Consider the following 22,961-nt stretch of genomic DNA (forward strand, 5'->3'; position numbering starts at 1 on the left):
GTGCAAAGATGATCAACGAATTTATAAATGAGTTTGAAACCCTTGGTCTTTACTTTGCTCTCGCCGGGATATTCTTTTTTATAGGTATGGCCATTCAGGACGTCCTAAAGAAAGGGGACGTGCCCAAGTTTGGTCGATACATAGTCTGGTTAGTGCTATTTTTAGGGTGCTCAGGCTTTATCGCCAAGGGCCTGATACAGGTATTTTGGCAAGGTGCGGGTGTTGGTTAATGGCCAAGTCTGAATTAGATAGAACCACTATCGACTTGTTTGAAAATGAAAAGCGCCCTGGTCGGCCTAAGACAAATCCTCTCCCCAGAGAGATGCAGCTAAAGATCAACAAGCGCAATCAGATTAAAAGAGACAGGGCAAGAGGGTTAAAGCGCGTTGAGTTTAAGATTTCCTCTGAGTTATATCAGGCGTTAAGCGATATGGCGGAAGAGCAAAACATCAGTCGTAGCGCGCTGATAGAAACCATTTTGCAAGAAAAATTAGCGATTAATAGATAAAAGGTAAGTAGTTAATGGCAAGCGTAGGTATTTTTTTCGGCAGTGACACGGGTAACACCGAACACGTTGCAAAAATGATCCAAAAAGAATTGGGCAAAAAATTAGTCGATGTGAAAGACATTGCCAAGAGTAGCAAAGCAGATATCGAAGAATTCGATTTACTTCTTTTTGGTATCCCTACTTGGTACTACGGTGAAGCTCAGTGTGACTGGGATGATTTTTTCCCTGAGCTGGAAGAGATAAACTTTGAAGGTAAGCTAGTAGCTATCTTTGGCTGTGGTGACCAGGAAGACTATGCCGAGTACTTCTTAGATGCAATGGGTATGGTAAACGACATTGTGACTGAGCGCGGTGCAATCGTTATTGGTAACTGGTCTACTGAGGGCTACGACTTTGAAGCATCAAAAGGTCTTGTAGACGATAGCCACTTTGTTGGCCTGGGCATTGATGAAGACCGTCAGCCAGAGTTGACTGAAGAGCGCGTTAAGAAGTGGTCTGCTCAGGTATATGAAGAAATGTGCCTAAGCGAGCTGGAAGACTAATTCCACGTTAACCCGGGGTAAGTATCCCAAGCGCACTATTTTTAAGTCTGTGTCGTGCTAGACTTATGTAGTAACTGAAATTAGACAAATTGAGACAGATTAATGACTGATCACAACTTAGAGCTAAAAAAAGCGGGTTTAAAGGTTACCCTGCCACGCATTAAGATCTTAGAGATCTTGCAGTGTCCTGATAACCAGCATATCAGTGCCGAAGACGTATACAAAATCCTACTGGACAAAGGCGAAGAAATTGGCCTGGCCACCGTTTACCGAGTGTTAAACCAGTTTGATGACGCTGGCATTGTGACCCGTCACCACTTTGAAGGTGGTAAGTCTGTATTTGAATTGTCAGGCAGTACACACCATGACCACCTGGTTTGCCTCAAGTGTGGTAAGGTAATCGAGTTTGAAGACGAACTAATCGAACGACGTCAGGAAGAAATTGCTAAAGAAAACGGCATTAAACTGACCAACCACTCACTGTATTTGTACGGCGAGTGTAACGATGAAGAAGCGTGTAAAAACTACGCGGATGAAAACGGTAACTAATAAATTGCTGTTTTAAAAAAAAGGCCGACTATTGTCGGCCTTTTTTGTGCCTGATGAGTCATTACTTAAATTGGCCTTTCATTGTATAACTTGAAGTACCCTAGTAATAACTCAAACAGGACAATTTGTATTCAGTTGCTACTTCTACAATGCAAAAACCGGCTTTGCGCATGCGCTATTGCTGGTGTGGAATAACACGAGTGCATGGAACCACGAGCGCTTCATTAGACAGGTCGAAGATTTTGAATTGGTTCTCGTCAATTTTTATGATCTTTCCATAATAAACACTATTTGGGCTGTGGTTTACGAAAGACGCCACTGATTGTAGTGTAAATATGCCCAACTCATCTTTTTCCAGTCTCGACAAGTGCTTTTTGTAGGCAAAACTCTTCACAACATCTCCATTTATCTCAAAGCGGGCTGAAGTTTCGATATAAATAACAGACGCCACATTCGGTTGTGATTTATCATATATTTTATAAGTAACCTTGGACTTGGCAGTTGATTGTTCTACTGAGTAATGATCATTTGTTCGGTACTCCATAATCGAGCCCTCACCGATTTCAGTCTTGGTAACACACTCCCAGTGGCCTTCTAAATAATCCACGACTCCGTCTTTTGAATAAGAAAGTAAAGGCAATAGTAAAAAAGAAGATAAAATTATTCTTGTCATAATGATTGTTGAAATTCATATCTATTAAACAGAAAGGCCAATAACAAGACTTGAATTACTCTATGAGCCTTAATCAAAACAACCGTACGTCATTTTATAATGTGTGTCACTCTTTGATTGATACATTAATAGTGACACCTAATTGAGTCGTTGTTTCAAATAAGAGGCCGACTGGTGTCGGCTTTTTCTTTGAAACTCTAATATAAATTATGGCTTGCGTAGTAGCGCAGCTTCCATCACTTCAAACACAACTGTGTTATCAACGTAGTTACCGTCCCACTTATAGTGCTCACCCCACAGTTCCGCTGCTTTTAAATCTGTGCGAGTAAACTCATTAAAACGCTGACTGCCAGCGCCTATCGCCCATAAAGGTACCAATTCATTGGTGTGATTACGTGAAGCCCACTGATATCCAGGAATATTGCCTTTTCCGCGATTCTGAACAGCGAGAAACGCATTAAACGTATCTTCTTCAGGGTGAAAACGTGCGGTTTCCAGTGATGCTTTACTTCTGTCTTGTGCCACATAGCCACCCGCACTATTTGTCCAGGTCCCTTCTCCCCAGATCCCGCCGCACTCATGATCTGAAGTGATAATCAGCAGTGTTTCATCCCAGCTTGAGTTTGTTTCTACCCAGCTAATAACGGCATCGACCGCCTTATTGAAGTCAATCTGCTCTTCTATAAACCTCGGCATATTGTTGGCGTGGCCCATCCAGTCTACTGCACCGCCTTCAATCATAACGAAGAAGCCATCCGGGTCCTGATCGAGTACATTCAACGCCCCCAAACTCATAGTCGCCAGATCTGGCACATTGGTATTGAATGCCATACCCGAGGGCGTGTCGTCGCCAGGTAACGCTTCTCTTCCAGCCTGCAATGTAGAGCCCGACTGAGCAATACCAATCACGCGTTGAGGGACATTTTTACCCTGAGCAAGCGCTTTAAAATCGGCGAGCGAATCGATATAAGACGTACCCTCGCGACCATTTTGATTAGTAAATGACGTATATGTTTGCTCCCCACCGACATATTTATAATCGTTATCATCTGCAAGTACTTTGATTTCCCCACTCGCACCATACAACGGATGGCCAGCGCCCATAATAACAGACAGATCTGATGCAAGCATTTCATTAAAGATATCTGCGTAGTTATTGCGAGAGCTGTTGTGCGCTATCGCCGCTGCGGGTGTCGCATGAGATATCATTACGGAGGTTACCGTCCCCGCGGACAGGCCCTCTTTCATGGCGAGTTGAGCTATGGTTTCGAATCGCTCGCTGTTGCTCCAGTCCATATTGATGCGGCCAACCGAAGTTTTTCGGCCACTCATCAGGGCTGTACCAGCGGCAGCACTATCAGTATAGGAGGTATAGCTACCGGAAGCGGTATAATCATTGATCATCGCATTTTCAAAACGCGTCCAGCGAGTTGTCGGGTCATACCCCTGCGCAACAGCCCCTGCGGCCTTAGCAACGTCTGTCCCTTTTGGCAGTGGCAATCCCTGCGCATCAATTAGGTTTAGCGCATTGTGAGCAAGCCCGAAGACCAATGGTGCAGTGCCATCCGGGCGCGTCACCTGATAAGTTTGCTTACCAGCCAGACCCTGATAATAGTCAGCGGCCAACCAGCCATTGAATCCGTTACCATCAGATATCATTAAAATGATATTTTTGGGTGTTGCGGTTTTTGTCGTTTTAGGATCAGACTCGGTGTGATTAGCACAAGAAGTCGCAAATATTACAGATGTAACAAGGGTTGTTCTCAAGAGAGTATGCATCATCATCAGGCACTCGTTTTTTAAATCGTTCTCAGCAGTCACATAACTGCCTTACCACTGTCATATAATTATATTTCGAACATCTAACACACAACATGCAATGTTATTATATAACATTGCATGTTTAAATCATTCTATTTTTATCACGGCTTCTACCCTATTGTGTTTAAAGGAAGTTTTCAGAAAACCAACGCAAGAAAAACCAAATGCATAGAAGCGAACCACTATAGAGAAGCACGATTTTTATGCAATCTGGCTAATGTAACTTTCATCGCCATTAGCCGGACGAGCTGGGAAAATTAAACCAAAGCAAAGGTAGAAACGCAGTACATTATCATTTAAAGAAAATGTAATCTGCAGAGCAATACATCCAGCTGATATAAAGTATGTTGAAAGTGGCATGTCAGAACGCGTGTTCGGAGTTGTTATATGGATATAGAGCCCAGATAAAGCTCCGGGCTCTTAAGTAAGCGTATTGTCGAGTGACTTAAACAACCCGATTTCAATCTCCAGAACGTTATCTTTGGCTATTCGAGTCACATTATTCATTTCGCTTTAATATTTTCTAAAGTAAAGTGCCGGATAAATCGGGTTAAGGGTGTTGTCTTCGACGATTTCCCCATCTGATAATTGATTATTTACCGCATCAATTAAAGAATGCTGTTTGCCGTTTATTTCAATCGCAACAGTCACTTCTTTATTTGGTGCACCCACATTAGAGCAAGACTTAGTGCGAGCACCGGCATCTGCATCTCGCCACGCGCATTGCAATAAGGTTTCTTCAAATCCGTCTACCATACGCTTAGCGGGGTAAGCTCTAAAATAAACAGGACCAACGTCACAGGCGTTCTGAGTGGGCTTATCATCGACAACAGCAACTCCACCAGCGAAATAGTTGAGTGTAAAGTCGTTAAAGCCCATTATACACGCTGAAGATCCGGCAGCTTGGTTTTTAGTCGCAATGGGCATAGTTAATGTACGCCCTTCAATGTCATCACACATTAGTTTATGAGCACTATTTCCCGCATTATTCCAACGACAATCCAGGCGCTTTTCCTCCAGCTCATCAACAATACGTGTATCGGGCGCCGGCTCAAAAGACACTGCGTGTCCTCCACAATTGGCCCTATTTCCTTCAACTTTCACTGTGCCTTTAAGCTCAGTCCGATACCCATCTAGCCAATTTATGCTGCAAATGCCGTAGCTAGGAATATTTACTCTGTTAGCGACTAATACATCCGGTAAATTTGCATCTACTGGGTTTGCACATACCTGGTTTTCCCAAGTACCGACCTCGTTTTGTTTATCTACTTGCCAATAGCAAGACATAGGTGTGCTGTCCTGTGCATAGACCGTGGCTGCAGAGCTGCATGCAATAAGTGATGTTAACTTTATTAATTGTTTTAGTTTGTTTTTCATACTGATTTTCCTTTCTAGTATTTAATTGTTGAGTTGCCAACCGAAAGCAAGCGAATATTAGCACTTATAACGAATTAAAAAAGAATAAGTTACAGTTACTTACAATCAATTACCCGACACCACAAATACATGGTTCTCACTACAAAATTGGTGTACTTCCCCGACATTTATTCATGCCTAGTACATGTTCATTAATGCTGTTACCAGATTAAAGCTAAGCAGATCGACAGAGTTATTGTATTTTTTCTGAAAGCCTTATCGAACTTTGGCCAGAGAGACCTTCGAATATTAGAGTTAATGCGCCATCATCAATGAAGAGGAACTAAACATTTACTCTGTACACTTCTAATATTCAAAACTGTTGTCACGTTTACATGTCTAGTTTCTCATAGATTTGTAAACCCTGTGAGTGCATCCCCCGCCACAACCCTGCGCTCCTCAGAACCGGCTATTGCTTGAAGGCATATCCCAAACCGGATTAACCAGGTTGAACCGCGCAAAGATCTCTTTTGCCTCATCGACAGACCACTTTACCCAGTTGGGACTTAAATGGTTTCCATACCAAACTTTCGAAAATTCCCACACCTTATTGATAGGTTGCACATCACCCTTTCCCATGCTGTGACGTGCGCACCAGCTCTCAATGTCGGACTCAGACTCAAACATAAGCATGGTACTGCATGTATAAATAACATTGTCCCAGGCATTAACCATAGGAATAGGAAAATGAATGAATAAATTCTCATTAATCACCTTACCTGCCCTGATTTCAATCGTGACCTGCCTGGATTCTGCACCTAAATTAGTTGTGATCGTCAAATCCCGCTCAAGTAAAGCGGCAGCACCTAATGCACACCAGGCACAATTTCCCCACCAGCAGCCACTATCAGACTCAATCCAGAAGTTTGTTGGTGCGCAAGAGAACGGATGCATTACCCATACTTCTGAAGATATGGGATGTAACACAACCCCATGATAATCCTGAAGTGCTTTTAGCGCAGTGATCATCTCATCTGAAGCAACATTAGGCGCGTTTCCCTTGTCTATTATGTAATGGTGAAGGCTGGCATTATTTATTCTCATTTAAACCTCTTCAATTTATGTTATGACAAGCGACGGGTTCTCAACGCAGCTTAAAGGGATCCATTTACAATTAACAATGAGACGCGTTCTGCAGAAAAGCAAACTCGCCCCAAAATGATATGCGTAGAAATAAGGCGGTTCAGAAACCATGACGTAGTACAAAAGCAATGTTCATTTCGTCGATGACACGCACCTCATTGTCAACTTTAAGATAGTGAGGTAATCATCTAAAACACAATTGGCAGAGGTAATGGAATGTATAACACTTGACTGGTTATTATTGATGCGATTTTAGTTAACTGACCCACAGAAAGCGGAAGAGTGATCAGTAAAGGGCCAGATCATAACGCAGACCTAACCCTTAGTATTACCCTTGCCTAGCAAGAATAGCCATTAATAGAAACCGGGCAAGAGTAGTTTGGGTCTGAGATAGGACCACATCCTGTTGCAGACATACCGCCGCCAACCTGACGAGTTTTGCCATTTGCCAGAACCGCCTGCTCAGACAGGTTTTTTATCTTCTTCTTGTTGAGTACCAATGTCATTGTTATTTTCCTTTACATGATTGCACCAATATTGGTAACAACCAGTGTGTTGCCATTTTGCTCAAAAAGCAATCACAAAAATCAAATCTAAAAATATTTAATAGAAGCGTCATATTTAAGACCTGAATTCATTGATATCAATACGTCATGTTTACTCGTTACAGTGTACCATTGCTGCAACCTGGCCCTTAACTTATAACCTGACTGAGTGAACTGTTACGCACCTGTGATTGTCTGCAAGAGGTTGTCTCAAAGAAAGCGGCAGATTGATCACCCAATTTGTTCAGAGCTCGCTATACCGCAGGCCCTTTTCTGAAAAACACATCAACCATAATCTGTCCAAATGCTGTGTATGAATAGCGGGCAAATCAAATACCGTGTATTCACATGTCGAGGAGAAGCGTAAAGTAATTTTTATTTGTCGTGCTGACCCAATTGCTCACTCTAATTCTGCGAGCTTTTGCTTTAACAAGAGAATAGTATCTGGGGGAGTTAACTTATTAGCAGCAAGATAAAAGTCATTACTAAGTTCATCGAGTTCGAACAAAAAATTAAAATCATCTCGTTTACATCCAATTTGCTCACACATGTAGTCAAGGTGTATCGGTGACGCCGCAATTATGTCGGCCCTGCCCCGCAGCAACATTTTCACGGTCACAAAGGTCTCGGGCAACACAACGATAGTGTCTAACATATTCTTACCAGACAGAAACTGATAAACAACATCGTCACGCTTTACGCCTACTTTGTAGTCAAGCAGATCTGACAACGTCTCAACTTGAATATCAGTTCGCTCTCGTAATGAAATAAGATAAGTTTTAGTGCTCATCAGCACACCCAGCCAGTGAAAGAGATGCTCTCTGGCTGGCGTACGTACGATCGAGAAAATGAGCGTGCCAGGCTCATTGAGCGCAGTTTTATAAGCCCTGGCCCAGGGCATTACTTCAATGTTCGATGTGATCTCTAAGGCAGCCAATACTCTATTTACTTTTTCAGCTGCAACTCCCTCAATTTGACCATTTTTACCGGACATCTGGTAGGGCGGCAGATCTTCAGTCACGACCCTGAGATTTCCCAATTGAAAAGATGATGCCCCCTGACTCGCTATCTTCATAGGGAACAACAAGAATAAAACCAAAGTAAAGGAGTAAAGAGCCTGCATGTTTATCCAACTCTGTAAAAAGTGACCCGGCTGTATAAGCATTTATACGACAAATAAAATCTTTAGGATGAATCTCCCAGTAAAGAAAGTTCTCGACGCATCGAGAAAGCGATGCGTACATCGATGCAGGTATGCTACTTACCTCTGACTAAAAATACCTTTTCAGCCCGTTATTGGCTCACAATAACCTAAATCACCTGGCTCACTTGGCCTGGATATAACTACTCAGTTGATCAACATGCTGACGTGTTTCGTCAATCAGGCCACCAATCTCTCCCGCTGACTCTGTGGTTCGCATGGCAAGACTTCTTACTTCATCAGCAACCACGGCAAAGCCTCTGCCTGCATCACCGGCCCGGGCTGATTCAATCGCTGCATTCAGTGCCAGTAAGTTAGTCTGATCTGAGATGCTGTTGATGGTATTAATGATGGTACTGATCTTAGACAACACCTGTGCCATCGCATGGTGGGTTTCTGTCAGGACCGCGTTGCGCTCTGAAACATCGGTACCATAGAGCAGAATTTTATTAAGCTTGCCATCTTCATCTAACACCGGGGAAATAGCAGCGTCTATTTGTACTTCGCTCAGGCCGGTAGGCAAAGCAAGTTGTGTTTTCACAAACTGGCCTGTGCGTATCGACTGCCATTGTTCATCACTGAGGTAGCTTGACAGCGTTTTAAGCAGTTGTTGTACTGCTCGCTGATCCGTGGCACCCAATGCGCTGAGTCCCATAGGATTAATCAACGTCAGCTCTCCCTGTGGATCAAATTCCAGCACAATATTTGCCTCACCAATTGCTTTCAGGCGCACATCATTTTCTAATGCGACGCGTTTAGTGCTGTCAACATTCGCCTGAATTGAGACAAAGCGTATCAAACTGCCCTGTTCATCAAAGACCGGGTTAATGGCCAGGCTGATCCAATAAGGTTCACCCTCTTTGGTGTAATTCAGGATTTCTTCATAAAACGGGGTGCGTTGTTCCAGGTTCTTTTTGATGCGCTTCTTGGTATCGGGTGAGGTATGTTTGCCTTGTAAAACATGGCCAGGTTTTTTACCCAGAACTTCGTGTTGGTCGTAACCAGACAGCTTAGTAAAGCCGGGGTTCACATATTCAATCAACCCGTTTGAATCGGTAATGATCACAGAGTTATCGGTTTCATTAGCAACCAAAGAAAGTAATGCTATCTGATCACGCTGCGCTTTTTCTTCGGTGATGTCTTTAACAAAAGCAGTGTAGGCAATTTTGCCGGCCACGTTGACTTTGGACAACGATAAATTAGCCCAAAGCACCTGACCATCGCTACGCTCAATCTCAACATCTCTGGAAGTGCCGACGATTTTGTCTTCACCGGTGCGGCGATTGCGATTAACCATTTCGTCGTGGTTTCCCTGTATCGCTCTGGGCACCAACATTTTCACATTGTGGCCGATGACTTCGTCACGCTGATAACCCCACAAGCGCTCCGCTGCCGGGTTAAAAAAAGTCACTATATTGTTGTGGTCAATCGACACAACGGCATCAATACACTGCTCCAGCGTCTGATCAATGCGCTCCTGAGCCTCTTTTTGCACCGTAATGTCTTTAATAAAGGCAGTGTAATGAATACCGTCAGACTGACGTACTTTAGATAAAGACAGGCTACACCACTTCTTGTCACCACTGCGAGTTTCTATTTGAATGTCACGAGCCGTGCCAACAATTTTGTCCGGGCCGCCATTGCGATTGGCATTGACGTACTGATCGTGATTGGTCGAAAATTCGCGCGGGACAAGCATTTTCACGTTTTTCCCAATCACCTCCGTTTTACTATAGCCAAACAGCTTTTCTGCGGCTTCGTTCATGTACGTAACATTATTTTTGGTGTTGATACTGATCACGGCGTCAATAGCCTGATCTAGGATAGCCTGAGTGTTATCCGACTTATTAGAGAAGAGTGACTGGATCATCAATTAACCTCTGAGCAAAGGTGAAAGCACGCGCTCGCAAGCATAATGTTCTGTGTCTCAATCACACAGGCATTAAACTGCGGTTAATTAAACGTAGACTGAATTTTCGAAAAGTGTCAATTATTGACACGTTTGTCTGATCAGATTTAGCTACCTGCTCATTAAGCTAAGGTATAAACATAAGCGGGTATTGTTTCACCATCGTCTAGCCGCACTTGCGCTATTACGCGTTTATAGTGCTCGCCTTCAAACTCATCGAGCCTCTGCCAGTGACTATCAAGCTCAGGTGAGCTAAACACCAAACCTGATACTTCTTCAGCGCTCGTGTCTAAAGTCAGGCCCGGATAACCTAACTCAGCTCCCCAGCCCTGATTTTGCAAATGGCCGTTGACAAAGCCAGGTTGCCACTGGCCGTTAAGCTCAGCGAGAATGTGTTCGTTTGGACGGCCGGGTGCTAACGTTCCATAGACAAATAAACGCGCCATTTTCTGCTCCTGCACTATCTGACTAAGTGATAACGGGGATCTGAAACTGCATCGTGATCCCACCATATTGCTCCAGATCCACCCCCTCGATCCACTCGACAAAATGCCCCTCGGGATCAATCTTATATCCTGCCTGCTCTGCTTTTTCAAACAAAGTATGAAGTACCTGACTATAGGCTACATCCGACAAGAGATAAGCCCGGCAACAAAAATAGTGGCCGCTTTTAATCGACGCACCATGGGGTTCATTTGGACCGACTGATTTTGCAATCTGAGTCTCTATGGCCGACCAGCTTTTCTCCAGCTCGGTCGTCTTTGTAATACCCAGCAAGCCGACTGACTGCTCCCCATAATGATCCAGGATCTGATCCCAGTCGGAGGTATCACTGGGAACAGCTTTGACGTAACGCGTTTCAAAGTACTCGAGCGTACATGGCAGCGCTTCTGCCAACTGCTTTTCCAGCGACTCTGAATCTCCCGGATGTGCCAGTTTATCCATCAAAACCTTAGTTTGTTGGGGCGTTGCCTGCTGTGCCATCAGGCGGATTGCTTTTGCTGTAGTCCCCAGCTCGCGCTTAAGCGCTTTAGCCAATGCCTGCGACGAAGCAAACCCACACAGCTGCGCAATGTCAGTAATAGACAGCGTTTCGTGATAGAGCAAATAGTAAACCGCATATTGCAGCCGGATCCGACTCAGGTATCGGCCAGGTGTTTCGTTGAATAGTTTGCTAAACTGGCGATGAAAATGAAAAGATGAAATGGCACTCTTTTGGGCTATTTTCTGCCAGCTCAAGCCCTCTTCTAACTTCTCATGCATCAACAATAATGCCTGCTCAAATCGTTTTCGCATATGCTCAGGTAGCGGCGCCAGCAAAGCAATTTCTGGCACCAGATTAAACGCGGGATCTTTGTCTGCTGACATACAGGCTCACAGGTTTTTCCGGGGCGATCACTATCGCCCAGGCCGTGCCCCAAGTCAACTTAGCGTGTGCGCCTCCTGTGCAGATTGCACTGCAGGCGAAAGCTTGCGATGAAACATGCCTAACAACACAGGGATTAAAAATAAGGTGATCAAAGTGGCAAATAGTTCTCCGAACACCAAAGATACCGCAGCAGGTTTTAAGTACTGTACCTGCTCAGACGTGCCAAATAACAAAGGTAACAAGCCACACACGGTAGTTATCGTGGTCAGAAAAATCGCCCGAAAACGACCGGTGCCAGCGTTGAGCAATGCCTGGGTTGGCGCAATACCTTGACGGTATTCAGTGTTAAAACGCGTTATCAGTACCAAAGCATCATTCACCACAATACCTGTCATAGCCATCATACCAAACATAGACAGTAAGCTGACCGGCAGTTCCATGATAGCGTGGCCAAAAATAGCACCGGCAAACCCGAACGGAATCACAGCCATAATAATTAAGGGTTGCCAATAGGACTTCAGCGGGATCGCCAGCAACACGTAAATGAGTAGTAAAGTCAGTATAAGGGCAGCCTTAAACCCTTTATTGACCTCTTCTATTTCTTCATATTCGCCCGCTGGCTTAATGGTCACTTGTGGAAACTGGCTGGCAAGTTTATCAATGTCACTTTGCAACAGATCCAGCGTTTGCTCCGGCGATCCCACACCTCGATCCTGAGACCAGTATAGATTGATCACCCGCTCACGATCACGACGCTGCAACATCTGAGGCTCATGCTGATAATTCAGTTCAGCAACATCTCCTAGTGCAACACTCTGACCATCATCAAGCATTACGTGCATATCCAGTAGCTCATGTTCAGTTCGCACTGCATGCTGTGGGAAACGCAGTACAACTTTTAACTCCTGTGACTGATAAAGTAACCGATGTACTTCGCGCTCTCCCAAGGCATTAGCTACCAGTTCAGCTATCTGTGCTTGCGTCAATCCCAGCTGACGACCAAACGCATTCAGCCTGACCCGAATTTGCCGTTGTGCAGCCTGATAATCATCCCGGGTGTCTTTTACGCCAGGCAATGTGGTTAAGGTCTCCTGGAGTTGATCACTGATCTGCTTAGCTAAACGTCCATCAGGCGATGAAATAGCCAAAAAAGTCCCGCCCGCTGGTGGCTCAGCAGCACTGAAATGCTGCGCATAACTGCCCTCTATTATGCCGGCTTGCTTGCGCCAGGTACTACTTAATGTGTTTGCTGGTAGCGCATTTAACGCTTCCGATGACAGCTCAGCAGTGACCTCAAGGTCACCATAACCGTTGGACCAGGCTAGGATATTCTTCATCGGGCTAGTGCTCATGCCATACTCGGCTTGTAGTGCCTGACTTGCTGCCTGTGCGCTCAGTTCAAGCTGACTTAGCGCCCGGACCTGTAAACCCAGAGGCGCCCCCTCTTCCAGTGTTACTTTGGCGGTCACATAACGACCCGGAATTTCCGGAAATAATGTACTGCGTATTGCACCACCAAGCCATAAACCATAAGCCAATATAAAAGCGGACAGAAAAACCACCAGGGTTGACCTTTTGTGTTTCAGGCTGAGGCGCAATGCGGGTTTATAGATATAATGTATGAAGTGACTCAGTGCCGCGCGCGCCTTGTTTTGAAAGCTTGCTATGAGTCCACTGCGGGTTCCCTGACGAGACATTGCGGCCAGGTGAGATGGCAGAATAAATTTACTTTCAACCAATGAAAAACACAGTGCCAGAATCACAACCGCTGAAAAGCCGGCAAACAGCTTTGCCAGATCATTGTTGATCCAAAGCATAGGTGAAAATGCCGCAATACTTGTAAGCACACCAAATACGGTTGCCACTGTGACAGATTCAACACCTGTGTATGCCGCTTGCTTGTAATTCGAATTGCGATTTTGGTGTTCATCAATCGCTTCACCTACAACAACTGCATCGTCTACCAAAATACCCAATACGAGAATGAATCCAAACAAAGTAATATCATTCAGGCTGTAGTCAAGCAGCTGCATGCCATATAAGGTGCCACAAATAGCGACCGGTATACCGGCCGCGACCCAGAAAGCCAGCCTCAGATTTAAAAATATGCCCAGCAACAGGATGACGATTAACAGTCCCTGCCAGGCACTGTTGCCAAGGCGTTGTAACTGCTCTTCTATGTAGGGTGCCATATCAGCCATGGTCGTGATGATGATGTCTTCTGCAAGCAGAGGTTTAATTTCAACAAGGATGTCACTTATGGCCTCGCTCACATCCAGTAAGTTGTCGCTCTGACTGGTGCTGACCATCAACGCGATACCTGGCATACCATTGTTACGCACGATAGCATCGCTTTGCTCATAGCCACGGCGCACAGTGGCAATTTCACCCAGGGTAACCTCACCAGAAGGGCCGTAGATCACTGGCAACTTTCTCAATTCGCTCAGCGCACTGATATAGCCATCACCACGCAGGGTAATACGGTTTCCTTCATGCTTAAGTTGTCCACTACGTGTTTCAAGTGACGTCTGTGTTATCGTACTGGCAAGCTGTTCTATCGTCATGCCATACCGTAACAGGGTATCAGGTTCAGGCTCGATAAATAATCTGGGCTCACGAGCGCCCCAATTGCTGACGCTGGAAATATCCGGATGCTTTTTTAGTGCCAGCTCTACTTGCCTTGCTACCAGCTGCAATGCATCGTCACTACGTGGGGCAGAGACAATGAAAAACGCAGCAAGATTGGTAAATTCATCGCGTGTTACTATGGGTTTTTCTGCCTGAACAGGAAAATGGCTAATGGTATTCACCTGATTACGTATGTCTTCCAGCAACTTGTCATAATCTGCATCAGGCTTCTTACGTATCGTCACAGTTGATAACCCTGCCTGTGACTGACTGGTAATTTGTTTGATGCCTGCAATAGCACTGACTGACTCTTCAACACGCTGTGTAATACTCTCATCAATTTGCCTGGCAGTACCACCCGGATAAACGACCTGAATACTAATACTGGACGGCGCAATCTGTGGAAATGACTCCACCCTGAGCTGACCAAATGCCAGCAGGCCGCCCGCGATCACCATTGCCATTAGCAAATTGGCCGCCACCGGGTTATTAATAAACCACTTACTTAGCCAGCTCATAGCGCCTCCAGTTTGTCAGCTATCCGAACCGTCTCGCTATATGGCTCAACACGTTTACCTGCCACCATGGAGGGCAATGTATAGCGAACCAACTGAAAGGCATCTGGCAGCTCTTCGTTAAGCGATACAATCATAGTGTCTGCTCTGACTTCCAAAGTTGTCACCGTTACTCGTCGTAACGTTTGCTGCTCTGTCACAACCCAAATTGCGCCATCGGGATCGACTGCACTCAGTGGCAATTCATATAAACCGTCTTGAGCTTTTAGCTCAAAACGCACGGTCACCTGTTGATTAGGCCTTAGCTGAATCATTTGTAGGTAAGGATTCGATATAGACAGCACCAGTGTGCGCTGACGCGTTGTTTCATTGATAAGCGGAGACAGATAACGAACAGATGCCGGCCACGTATCCCCGGTATAGCCACGCACGGTTATACGACCATCTTCGAGGTTGTCCATGACCCTGATCCAGTCTCGCTGCGACAAAGGCACGTGAACATCCAGGCTATCACTGGCCACCAGTTCAAACAAACCCTGTCCTGCTTCGACCCACTCTCCCGGACTAACCAGGCGCTGCGTAATCAACCCATCATACGGCGCCACAATAACAGCATCGTCGAGCAGTCGCTGCGCGCTGTGCACGCTGTGTTGCGCTCGTTTTAGCTCAGCTCTGGCTGCGGCAATGTGGGGTTCCATTGTGGCAAATGCGCTGCTGCTTGCAGCAGTTCGCATCGTCTTAGCAACCGACTGTTCATGTAAGTGTCGCTGTAAATTAAGCTCTGCCTGTTTCAGTGTGCTCTGCGCATCATATAATTGCGACTCAAGTAAATGGGTGTCCAGCCGTGCCAGTACCTCGCCCTTTTGCACTAGCTGACCGGGTTCGATTTCAAGATACAGATAATCCACACGAGCACGGCTCGTTGCTCTTAGTTGCAGTGGCCAGCGCGCCTGAGAACTTGCCTGCACTGTTAAACTGGGAGTTTCTGCAGAGCGCTCTATTTCAAGTACAGATACGGCGGGCAAGTGTACTTTCTGGTTGTGTGAATTGGGTTCTTCTGATGTCATGAATACAACGGCTAGCAAGGTCAGCGTTAGTGTACTCGCAGCCGCAATTGCCGGGAAACGCTCTTTAAGCGTCATGGGTCACCTCCGTATGGGTTATTGAGCCAACTGGCTGATTAAGGCGTTGGCTGATCTCGCTCAGCCTTGATAGGGTTTGCAGTGTGACAGGCAGCATGATTGCTGTATCTACGAATTCAAGAGAATAAGTCACAATAGAAAATACCTGGCCAACACTGATATCGGGGAGCAGTTGCACCATCCATAAATTACTCAGTACAGCCGCAAACAACACTAAAAAAATCAAGCCATAAACCCAGGCTTCAGTGTCTGACAGACGGATTTCACATCGTTTAAGTCGCTCAAAATGCGCACTGATCGCACCAAGCGGTCGGTGACTCAATACCCAGACTTGCTGTTCAAGCTGATCGTTGAGCTTGCTATTCAAAACGCTAAAGCGATCATGAAACATAGCGTAGATGAGACACATTAACCCTGCGGCAAGTATCACGCTGTACGCTAAATAAAGATGAAAAGAAACCAGAATAACCACAGTGGCGATAAGCTGTATCACCGCCGTGAAAACACCTGGTAAATCGTTTTCCAGAAAATCAACTAATTCACGTGACATGGTTAACCTGGCGTCTTTGACCGATACCGGCGCAGCACGAAATTTAAACGCCAACATTTCGGCCAGTTTGACCCGAATATCGCCAAATACACGGGTATCATAGAAGCGGCGGATCACGCTAATTACTACCAATGCCACCAGCACTAAAGCAAACCAGAACAATGGAGCCAGTGACTGGTCAAGCACTCCATCGATGGCATAGCCAATAAACAAAGGAAGTAAGATCAAAAGAATGTTTTCTAAGATCACTATAGTCCAGGTAACAAGGATCTTAACTGGGTTGGTGCGAATAATCGCAGCAAAAGAAATTTTATTCAGGAGTTTCACAAAGGGCTCCGCAAGTACTACAAAACTGACAGTCAGTGTGACAAATCAGGGCGGAAAAAAAGTGTCCCAGATTGCGCTTTTCTCCATGCGGGCCAAACATACCAAGTCACTACTTAAGTAAATTGCGAACAAAATGAACATATATTCCTACGCAGATTGACGATTCAACCGCAACGGACAGGATAAGACAAAAACAACACAGCAACTTTAAATTGACATAAAATACACATATGGGTACAGTTTTCAATGAGAATTCGCTTTGAGTAAGCTGTTCAGTCGTTCAATTCTGATATTGTTAGTTAGCAAGGAATACATATGAAAAAAATGAAGCTATTAGTTATGGCGATCACTAGCGCTATATATACTGCTGGTGCGTCTGAAACACCTGAATTTGAAGTTACACATAGATTTGAGGCTAACACGCCTGCGCTCGCATCAGAAGTTAACGAGAACTTCGAAGAAATAGCAAACCAACTAAATATCAATATGGGTAATGTGAACGAGCTATCAGCTACGCAATTAACAACCCACAACAAATTAATTGCTGTAGAGAGCGAAACGGTAGAAGTGAAAGCGCGCATTGACTCCACTGCCGGTAGTGTAAATGAATTGGCCAATACTCAGTCCTCGTTCAGTGAGCAACTTGAAGCATTGAAAGCTGTCGTAGCCAATGGACCGGGTAATGAAGACTTCGCCGACTTAACGCAGAGACTGTCTACTTTAGAAAGCGCGAGCACGCCACTCATTGTCACCTCAGATAACCATGCAATGTATCAAAGCCAGTCAATAGATGAACGCTTTGCAATCATTGAAGGTAATCTAACCATTGAAGCGACTTACGATAAAACGCTCAAAGTTGATAACGGCATATTTTTGGGGGGCAGCTTTACGGGAAGTCCGGTGAGTGAAACTGAATCTCAGTTACCGACGTTGGAAATAGGCACTGACAGCGTCATTATTGGTGCGTCTTTTTCTAATCTCAAGCTGGAGGGCTCAAATATAACCTGTATAAGATGTACCTTCCGTGGTGATATTACATTCTCCAGTGGCATTAAGTTAGATCATTCGTTATTAGAGGACGTAGCCCAAAACACAGTGACATCAATTGAGCACATCACTAACTCCGATATAAGAAACTCACAGTTAACACGCGTAGAGAACATCGAGTCAAGTGACATCAAAGACTCGGTTATCGGCTCAACAGAACATTTAATTCAAGCTGTATTGTCAAGCAGAATCGACGACTCTGATATATACCTAAGTGGTAGACTACTCAACAATGTCCTCGACGATTCCTGGATTGAGGTTGGCAATCGACGAAATATCATTGCTAATAACATTTTCGATGATATGCAAAATGGGAAAAACGAGTACATTCATTTTAATCTCGATATAAGCGGTTATCGTTACAACCTGCTATCTGGTAATGTCTTTGATGCCAGTTCATCTTCGCCCAGACATATTTTTATCAGTGGTGAGAACAGCTCACCACACAACATTATTGTTATTAAAGACAACCAGTTTATTAAAGCAAATACGGTATTAGAGGTAGACACCTCACAAGCAGCTAATATTGTTGTCAAAGACAATGAGCTTTATCAGACGTCGCTTAACTATGCAGGTTCAAATGTTACCGGAAACATAACGCTATAAGGAATGATATGAACTACAACCTATTATTCATCGTGGTCGTTGTAAGTTTGGTTGCGTCATGTGGGGGCTCTGGCTCTGATGAAAGTCAACAAGTTACACAAAAGCCTCCTAGCTCAGATAACACCACGACCAAACCTGATGAAACACCTCAGGGTGATGATAACAATGATGCTGATGAAACTGTGGAAGATGGGGATGACCCGGACGAGGGCAAAGCAACCATAACAATCGGTGCAAATTGGGATAAAACTAACTGGGATAAGTCAAACTGGAAGTAGTGTTCACCTACTGAATACAGGGCAGCTCAAGTATACTAACAGAGCTGCCCGCTGCTCTTACCTTTGACAAACCTGGTAAATATCAGGGCGACAGATCTGCATCAAAATACTGGGGTCGTCCGGCGTTTTGAACCCAAATTGCGCATACAAACCATGCGCATCCTTAGTCGCCAGCATGATTCTGCGTAAGCCCTGAAGGTCCGGGTGTTGCATAATGGTATCGACGAGCTGCTTGCTTAGCCCTTTGCCTCGATGTGACTCCACAATAAATACATCCGCCAAATAGGCAAACGTTGCCTTATCCGTGATCATTCGGGCAAACCCTACCTGCTCAGCCGTATCGGTGTAGACGCCAAAACACAAGGAATGCTCAATGGCCTTTTTCATGACCTCACGAGGGATTTCCTTTGCCCAGTAGGAATCTGAAATAAAATCGTGAATGAGATCAAAGTTGAGTCGTTTAGGATCGCAACTAATTGTATAGGCCGGCATTTTATACTCCCTAAAAATGGTGACAGGATTGGTTTTTGTTATTGCCCCATTAAACCTTCGACCCCAACACTAAAGCAAGCACTTAGTTAAAAAGTGTACTGGTGTGCTGGCCAGTTACTTCCTCTGGATCACCTGCATACCACGGCTAATATGCACAGGGTCAGAATGCACGCCTTCACCCTCAACCCCTGTGAACTTAACAGGTAACCCCATTGCACAATAAATATCAGGATGATCCTGGAGGTGAAAGTGTAAATGGGGCTCACTGGTAAAGCCGTTAAACCCGCATACCCCCAGCAGCTCCCCTTGACCAACGCGATCACCGGGTTTGACCGAAATTGACCCTTTTTTTAAATGAGCATAAAAACCATATTCACCGGGTGCATGCTTGATCACAACATGGTTGCCAGCAAAGTGACAACAAAGAAAGTCTATTAACCCAAACCCTGGCAATGGCGCCTGAGCGACTCTATCGAACACCGAAATCACTTCCCCCTCTGCCGCCGCTACAATTGGCTGGTTAAAGCAATAATAATCCTGCACAGCAAGGCCGTTATTTTTATGGCGTGAATAAGTGTGATCGACCATCACAAAGTCCAATGCATATCTTTGCGAGAGCACATCCCAGGAGTGAGAGGTTGAAGGTGAGTTGCCGCCGTTGTATACCAGCCAGCGACCTTCAAACGGCAAACGATAACATACCTTATTTTTATATCCGGCAATGTCTGTTGCCCGTGTCGATACTCTTTTTCCAACCGAAAGCTGACATGCAAGTAGTTTAATCTGTTGAAATAGCAGTATGGGATTCAAAAGCGTTAGCGCCATGGAGGGAAGCGCCGTCAACACCATACCGTAACGGCCAAGATAACGGTGAATGCCTGGACGAGGCCAGTTTAATCCGGGGTGTTGCTCACCGCCTTCGCCAAACTGATTAACGATATATCTTTTTAATAGCCAGGCACTGAAAAAGTGTACAGAAAAGTACAAGCCCAACTTAGCTGGAACCGACAAACGGAACTGCCAGGCCCATTGACAGAGCAGCTGCACACCTATAGTTATGCATACTGCCATCACCATGGGGATCAGCCAGGTAAATGCAAACGCCTTATGCCGGCTTGATACTAACTCTTTCGCCATACTCTTTATTCCTTTACCTGATATTCAATAAACTGCTTACTGCCTGGCTGACACTCTAGCCATCCACGTAAGTCGGCACAATAGTTCAACAATAACAAGATATAAAGAACCATATTTTGATACTTAAACTTACACATTGTGATACCTTGATTGCTTATTATCCCGGAGTAATAAGAATGACCAAGGAGCTGAACAAGCACGTCGTCAGGCGCTGTCTTGATAAAATTAAATCACAATTAAAGGCCAGGGAGTTAACCTACCAGGACGTTGCCGGGTTGTTTGATGTGTCAGAAAATACCGTGAAGAGAATGCTGAACCAGGATGATATCAGCCTGAACAGGCTGTTAACACTGGCAGAACTGTGCGGCCTGGACGCCGCTGAACTACTGGGTAAGAGTGTAAAGGATACACCTGCACACACCTACTTTACGGCGCGCCAGGATCAGGCCTTTGCAAAAAATCCACATTTGTTAAGCTACTTTTCCCGGCTGTTTTATCATCAGCAGACAGTAGAACACATTGCCACTGAGTTTAATTTGAGCGCGCTTTCCAGTTATCGATATTTACGGGCGCTTGAGGATATTGAGCTTTTAGCATTACACCCCAATAACCAATTCAAATTTTTAGTACATCCACCATTGGGGTTTGCACCAGATAGCCTGGTAATAAAGCAGTCAGTATGTAAACACATGTCGCAAACACTGGACGCTGTGATGGCCCCGGCGAGAACGCCAGAGCATCATGTCTTAATTAAGCCGATGAAGATACCGCCCATACTACGGGATAAAATGTGGCAGGAATTACAAGATAGCGTCAGCAAATACGCCCACATAGCAGAGCAGGCCTTTGCGCAACACAGTGAGCAACCTGATTTTCAGGTCACTCTGGTTATGCACCCGCTCAATACCGACGTATTTAATGAAGCCCCCATCATTGCGTTGGACTAGCGCCCTGGGGCTTATCCTTGTTGAAATGGGTAAATGGCGCCCAGGTTCAGCAGCTGCGTTAGTTCATCCAGTGCCTGCTGACTCTCAGTTAACAAACTTGGATCAGCCAGGTCAGCCTCACTCAGCCTGTCACGGTAATGCCTGTTTATCCAGTCTCTCAAGCGCTGATAGGTGTGTTCATCCAGCAAGCATGCCGGATTCACCGCATTGAGCTCTTGCTCCGATAACGTCACTCTTAGTCGCAAACAAGCCGGTCCACCACCATTTTGCATACTTTGCTTGAGATCCATATATATTACTTCGCTGATCGGGTTACTGGCCTGACACAGCGCCGACAGATATTGCTCAACTTTCCCCACGGTCTGGCATTCCCCCGGCGCGATGATGGCCATACCGCCTGAAGGTAAACTGACCAGCTGGCTGTTGAAGATGTAGCTTTTTACCGCTTCTTCAACACTGATATCGGCATTCTTTACCTCAATTAGGTGAAGTGGCCTGTCACCCCGATATGCGGAGTTTATCTGTTCAATCACCTTTTGCTGTTGATAAAAAGCTTGCTCATGAAACAGAAAAACATTCTCATTGCCTATGGCTATGACATCGTTATGAAACACACCCTGATCGATCACTTCAGGGTTCTGTTGAATAAATAAGATGCTCTGTGGGTCAAGCTGGTGACTTCGCGCTACCGCCTCAGACGCCTGGCGAGTTTGTCGCGCGGGGAACAGCTGTGGCTTAACCTGAGTCAGAGCATCTTCACCATAGACAAATAACGCCAGCCCCTGATGTCCGTAGCTGTCAGCCAGTCGTGTATAGTTAGCAGCCCCTTCATCTCCAAACATCGGATGCTGAGGCAATGCGTCATGATGGCTGAAATAGTCTTTGTTGTTAAAAATACTTTTTAAAATCTGGCTGGTCTGAGGCGCTTCGATAGCCCGGTGCAATTTATTGTTTAAGTTTGCAGACGTAAGGTGCACTTTGCCATCTGCACTATCGCAACTGGGTGATACCGTCGCCGCATTCGCAGTCCACATCGAAGACGCTGAGTAACAGGCTTTGAGCAACTGAGGCTGCGATTTTGCAGCCTGGCTGATCACCTCTGCGTCTGTGCCACTAAACCCACATACTCTGAGGGTACGCAGGTCAGGACGAGCATTAGGCGCTATGACGCCCTGGTGTAAACCAAGTTGAACCAGGTGCCACATTTTTTCGAGCCCCTGTAATGCCGCCTGTTTTGGGTTGGATACTTTGTTGGCATTAGATTTGGATGCCACATTGCCATAAGACAATCCCGCATAATTGTGTGTTGGGCCGACCAGGCCATCAAAATTTACTTCGTAATAGTTCATGTTGCCCCCTTTTGGTGCAGAGCGCCTTTGTTTTGCTGAGCATTGCACCAGATTGGTTATTCTTGTTCTGTTTTCAACTTAGAGAATGAAATAAAAAATCAATACTATTCATAAGGTTACTATTATGCCTATGCACGTTAGCTCAAAGGTAAGTTCAAAACCTGTGCCAGCAGACAAAGCTTCTATAAGTTAGTCGTAATTCAATCAATATGACAAAAATTTGAGCGTGAAATGACAAAAAGAAAACAGTCGTGTGAGGGGCAATTAAATTAGCTGTTTTAAGTACAGGCTGAGTGCGATACACCACACTCAACCCGGGGATCTTTA

At 45.2% G+C, this 22,961-nt stretch carries 22 protein-coding genes; 7 read left to right on the forward strand and 15 right to left on the reverse strand.

Annotation, left to right across the window (positions count from 1 at the left end; translation table 11 throughout):
* Nucleotides 1-8: 8 nt before the first annotated feature.
* From IY568_RS08370 to fur, 4 genes are all read left to right on the forward strand, one after another.
* On the forward strand, nt 9-230 hold the full coding sequence (locus IY568_RS08370; RefSeq protein ID WP_125559476.1) for a DUF2788 domain-containing protein: 222 nt from the start codon (nt 9-11) through the stop codon (nt 228-230).
* Complete coding sequence (gene ybfE / locus IY568_RS08375) at nt 230-508, forward strand: LexA regulated protein (protein WP_010384731.1); 279 nt, start codon at nt 230-232, stop codon at nt 506-508. The genes IY568_RS08370 and ybfE overlap by 1 nt, the downstream gene beginning before the upstream one ends.
* 14 nt (nt 509-522) lie before the next feature.
* Nucleotides 523-1,050 carry a flavodoxin FldA gene (fldA, locus tag IY568_RS08380; protein ID WP_125559473.1) on the forward strand — a complete coding sequence of 176 codons (528 nt, stop codon included), beginning with the start codon at nt 523-525 and terminating at the stop codon, nt 1,048-1,050.
* A 102-nt stretch (nt 1,051-1,152) separates the two neighbouring features.
* Nucleotides 1,153-1,599, forward strand: coding sequence for a ferric iron uptake transcriptional regulator (gene fur, locus IY568_RS08385; protein WP_049866190.1), 447 nt, complete (start codon nt 1,153-1,155; stop codon nt 1,597-1,599).
* A gap of 175 nt (nt 1,600-1,774) precedes the next feature.
* Here the strand turns inward: fur and IY568_RS08390 are convergent, their stop codons facing one another.
* The 12 genes from IY568_RS08390 to IY568_RS08445 form a co-directional block, all read right to left on the reverse strand.
* Complete coding sequence (locus IY568_RS08390; protein ID WP_194867290.1) at nt 1,775-2,272, reverse strand: hypothetical protein; 498 nt, start codon at nt 2,270-2,272, stop codon at nt 1,775-1,777.
* A 207-nt stretch (nt 2,273-2,479) separates the two neighbouring features.
* Entirely contained in the window at nt 2,480-3,931 is a 1,452-nt protein-coding gene (locus IY568_RS08395) for an alkaline phosphatase (protein WP_194867291.1), read from the reverse strand.
* Between the two features lie 675 nt (nt 3,932-4,606).
* Nucleotides 4,607-5,470 (reverse strand): hypothetical protein, encoded by an 864-nt coding sequence (locus IY568_RS08400; RefSeq protein ID WP_194867292.1) that lies wholly within the window; start codon nt 5,468-5,470, stop codon nt 4,607-4,609.
* A gap of 438 nt (nt 5,471-5,908) precedes the next feature.
* Nucleotides 5,909-6,553 (reverse strand): alkylmercury lyase family protein, encoded by a 645-nt coding sequence (locus IY568_RS08405; protein ID WP_194867293.1) that lies wholly within the window; start codon nt 6,551-6,553, stop codon nt 5,909-5,911.
* Between the two features lie 377 nt (nt 6,554-6,930).
* Nucleotides 6,931-7,098, reverse strand: coding sequence for a hypothetical protein (locus IY568_RS08410; protein WP_194867294.1), 168 nt, complete (start codon nt 7,096-7,098; stop codon nt 6,931-6,933).
* 439 nt (nt 7,099-7,537) lie between these two features.
* Complete coding sequence (locus IY568_RS08415; RefSeq protein WP_164517508.1) at nt 7,538-8,212, reverse strand: substrate-binding periplasmic protein; 675 nt, start codon at nt 8,210-8,212, stop codon at nt 7,538-7,540.
* Between the two features lie 250 nt (nt 8,213-8,462).
* Nucleotides 8,463-10,208: a PAS domain S-box protein gene (locus tag IY568_RS25105; protein WP_125559462.1), complete on the reverse strand. Its 1,746-nt coding sequence runs from the start codon at nt 10,206-10,208 to the stop codon at nt 8,463-8,465.
* 161 nt (nt 10,209-10,369) lie between these two features.
* Nucleotides 10,370-10,693 carry a gamma-glutamylcyclotransferase family protein gene (locus IY568_RS08425; protein ID WP_194867295.1) on the reverse strand — a complete coding sequence of 108 codons (324 nt, stop codon included), beginning with the start codon at nt 10,691-10,693 and terminating at the stop codon, nt 10,370-10,372.
* A 22-nt stretch (nt 10,694-10,715) separates the two neighbouring features.
* Complete coding sequence (locus tag IY568_RS08430; protein WP_194867296.1) at nt 10,716-11,615, reverse strand: AraC family transcriptional regulator; 900 nt, start codon at nt 11,613-11,615, stop codon at nt 10,716-10,718.
* 54 nt (nt 11,616-11,669) lie between these two features.
* On the reverse strand, nt 11,670-14,762 hold the full coding sequence (locus IY568_RS08435; RefSeq protein WP_194867297.1) for an efflux RND transporter permease subunit: 3,093 nt from the start codon (nt 14,760-14,762) through the stop codon (nt 11,670-11,672).
* Entirely contained in the window at nt 14,759-15,901 is a 1,143-nt protein-coding gene (locus IY568_RS08440) for an efflux RND transporter periplasmic adaptor subunit (RefSeq protein ID WP_194867298.1), read from the reverse strand. The genes IY568_RS08435 and IY568_RS08440 overlap by 4 nt, the downstream gene beginning before the upstream one ends.
* Nucleotides 15,891-16,778, reverse strand: coding sequence for an ABC transporter six-transmembrane domain-containing protein (locus IY568_RS08445; RefSeq protein ID WP_194867299.1), 888 nt, complete (start codon nt 16,776-16,778; stop codon nt 15,891-15,893). The genes IY568_RS08440 and IY568_RS08445 overlap by 11 nt, the downstream gene beginning before the upstream one ends.
* A gap of 315 nt (nt 16,779-17,093) precedes the next feature.
* On the opposite strand from IY568_RS08445, the gene IY568_RS08450 reads away from it, so the two are divergent.
* Both IY568_RS08450 and IY568_RS08455 read left to right on the forward strand, forming a co-directional pair.
* On the forward strand, nt 17,094-18,431 hold the full coding sequence (locus tag IY568_RS08450; protein ID WP_194867300.1) for a hypothetical protein: 1,338 nt from the start codon (nt 17,094-17,096) through the stop codon (nt 18,429-18,431).
* An 8-nt stretch (nt 18,432-18,439) separates the two neighbouring features.
* The gene (locus tag IY568_RS08455) at nt 18,440-18,709 is read left to right on the forward strand and encodes a hypothetical protein (protein WP_125559448.1); all 270 of its coding nucleotides are present in this window, start codon (nt 18,440-18,442) and stop codon (nt 18,707-18,709) included.
* Between the two features lie 57 nt (nt 18,710-18,766).
* On the opposite strand, the gene IY568_RS08460 is transcribed toward IY568_RS08455, so the two are convergent.
* Both IY568_RS08460 and IY568_RS08465 read right to left on the reverse strand, forming a co-directional pair.
* Nucleotides 18,767-19,201, reverse strand: coding sequence for a GNAT family N-acetyltransferase (locus IY568_RS08460; RefSeq protein ID WP_194867301.1), 435 nt, complete (start codon nt 19,199-19,201; stop codon nt 18,767-18,769).
* 114 nt (nt 19,202-19,315) lie between these two features.
* Nucleotides 19,316-20,338, reverse strand: a complete 1,023-nt coding sequence (locus tag IY568_RS08465; RefSeq protein ID WP_194867302.1) for a M23 family metallopeptidase — start codon at nt 20,336-20,338, stop codon at nt 19,316-19,318.
* Between the two features lie 176 nt (nt 20,339-20,514).
* Here IY568_RS08465 and IY568_RS08470 point away from each other — a divergent pair, with 176 nt between their 5' ends.
* Nucleotides 20,515-21,285 carry a helix-turn-helix domain-containing protein gene (locus tag IY568_RS08470; RefSeq protein WP_125559442.1) on the forward strand — a complete coding sequence of 257 codons (771 nt, stop codon included), beginning with the start codon at nt 20,515-20,517 and terminating at the stop codon, nt 21,283-21,285.
* 11 nt (nt 21,286-21,296) lie between these two features.
* On the opposite strand, the gene astB is transcribed toward IY568_RS08470, so the two are convergent.
* Nucleotides 21,297-22,634, reverse strand: a complete 1,338-nt coding sequence (astB, locus tag IY568_RS08475) for an N-succinylarginine dihydrolase (RefSeq protein ID WP_194867303.1) — start codon at nt 22,632-22,634, stop codon at nt 21,297-21,299.
* Nucleotides 22,635-22,961 lie beyond the last annotated feature (327 nt).

Origin of the sequence: Pseudoalteromonas sp. PPB1 (assembly GCF_015356275.1) — a bacterium.
In the GTDB taxonomy this organism is placed as follows: Bacteria; Pseudomonadota; Gammaproteobacteria; order Enterobacterales; family Alteromonadaceae; genus Pseudoalteromonas; species Pseudoalteromonas rubra_D.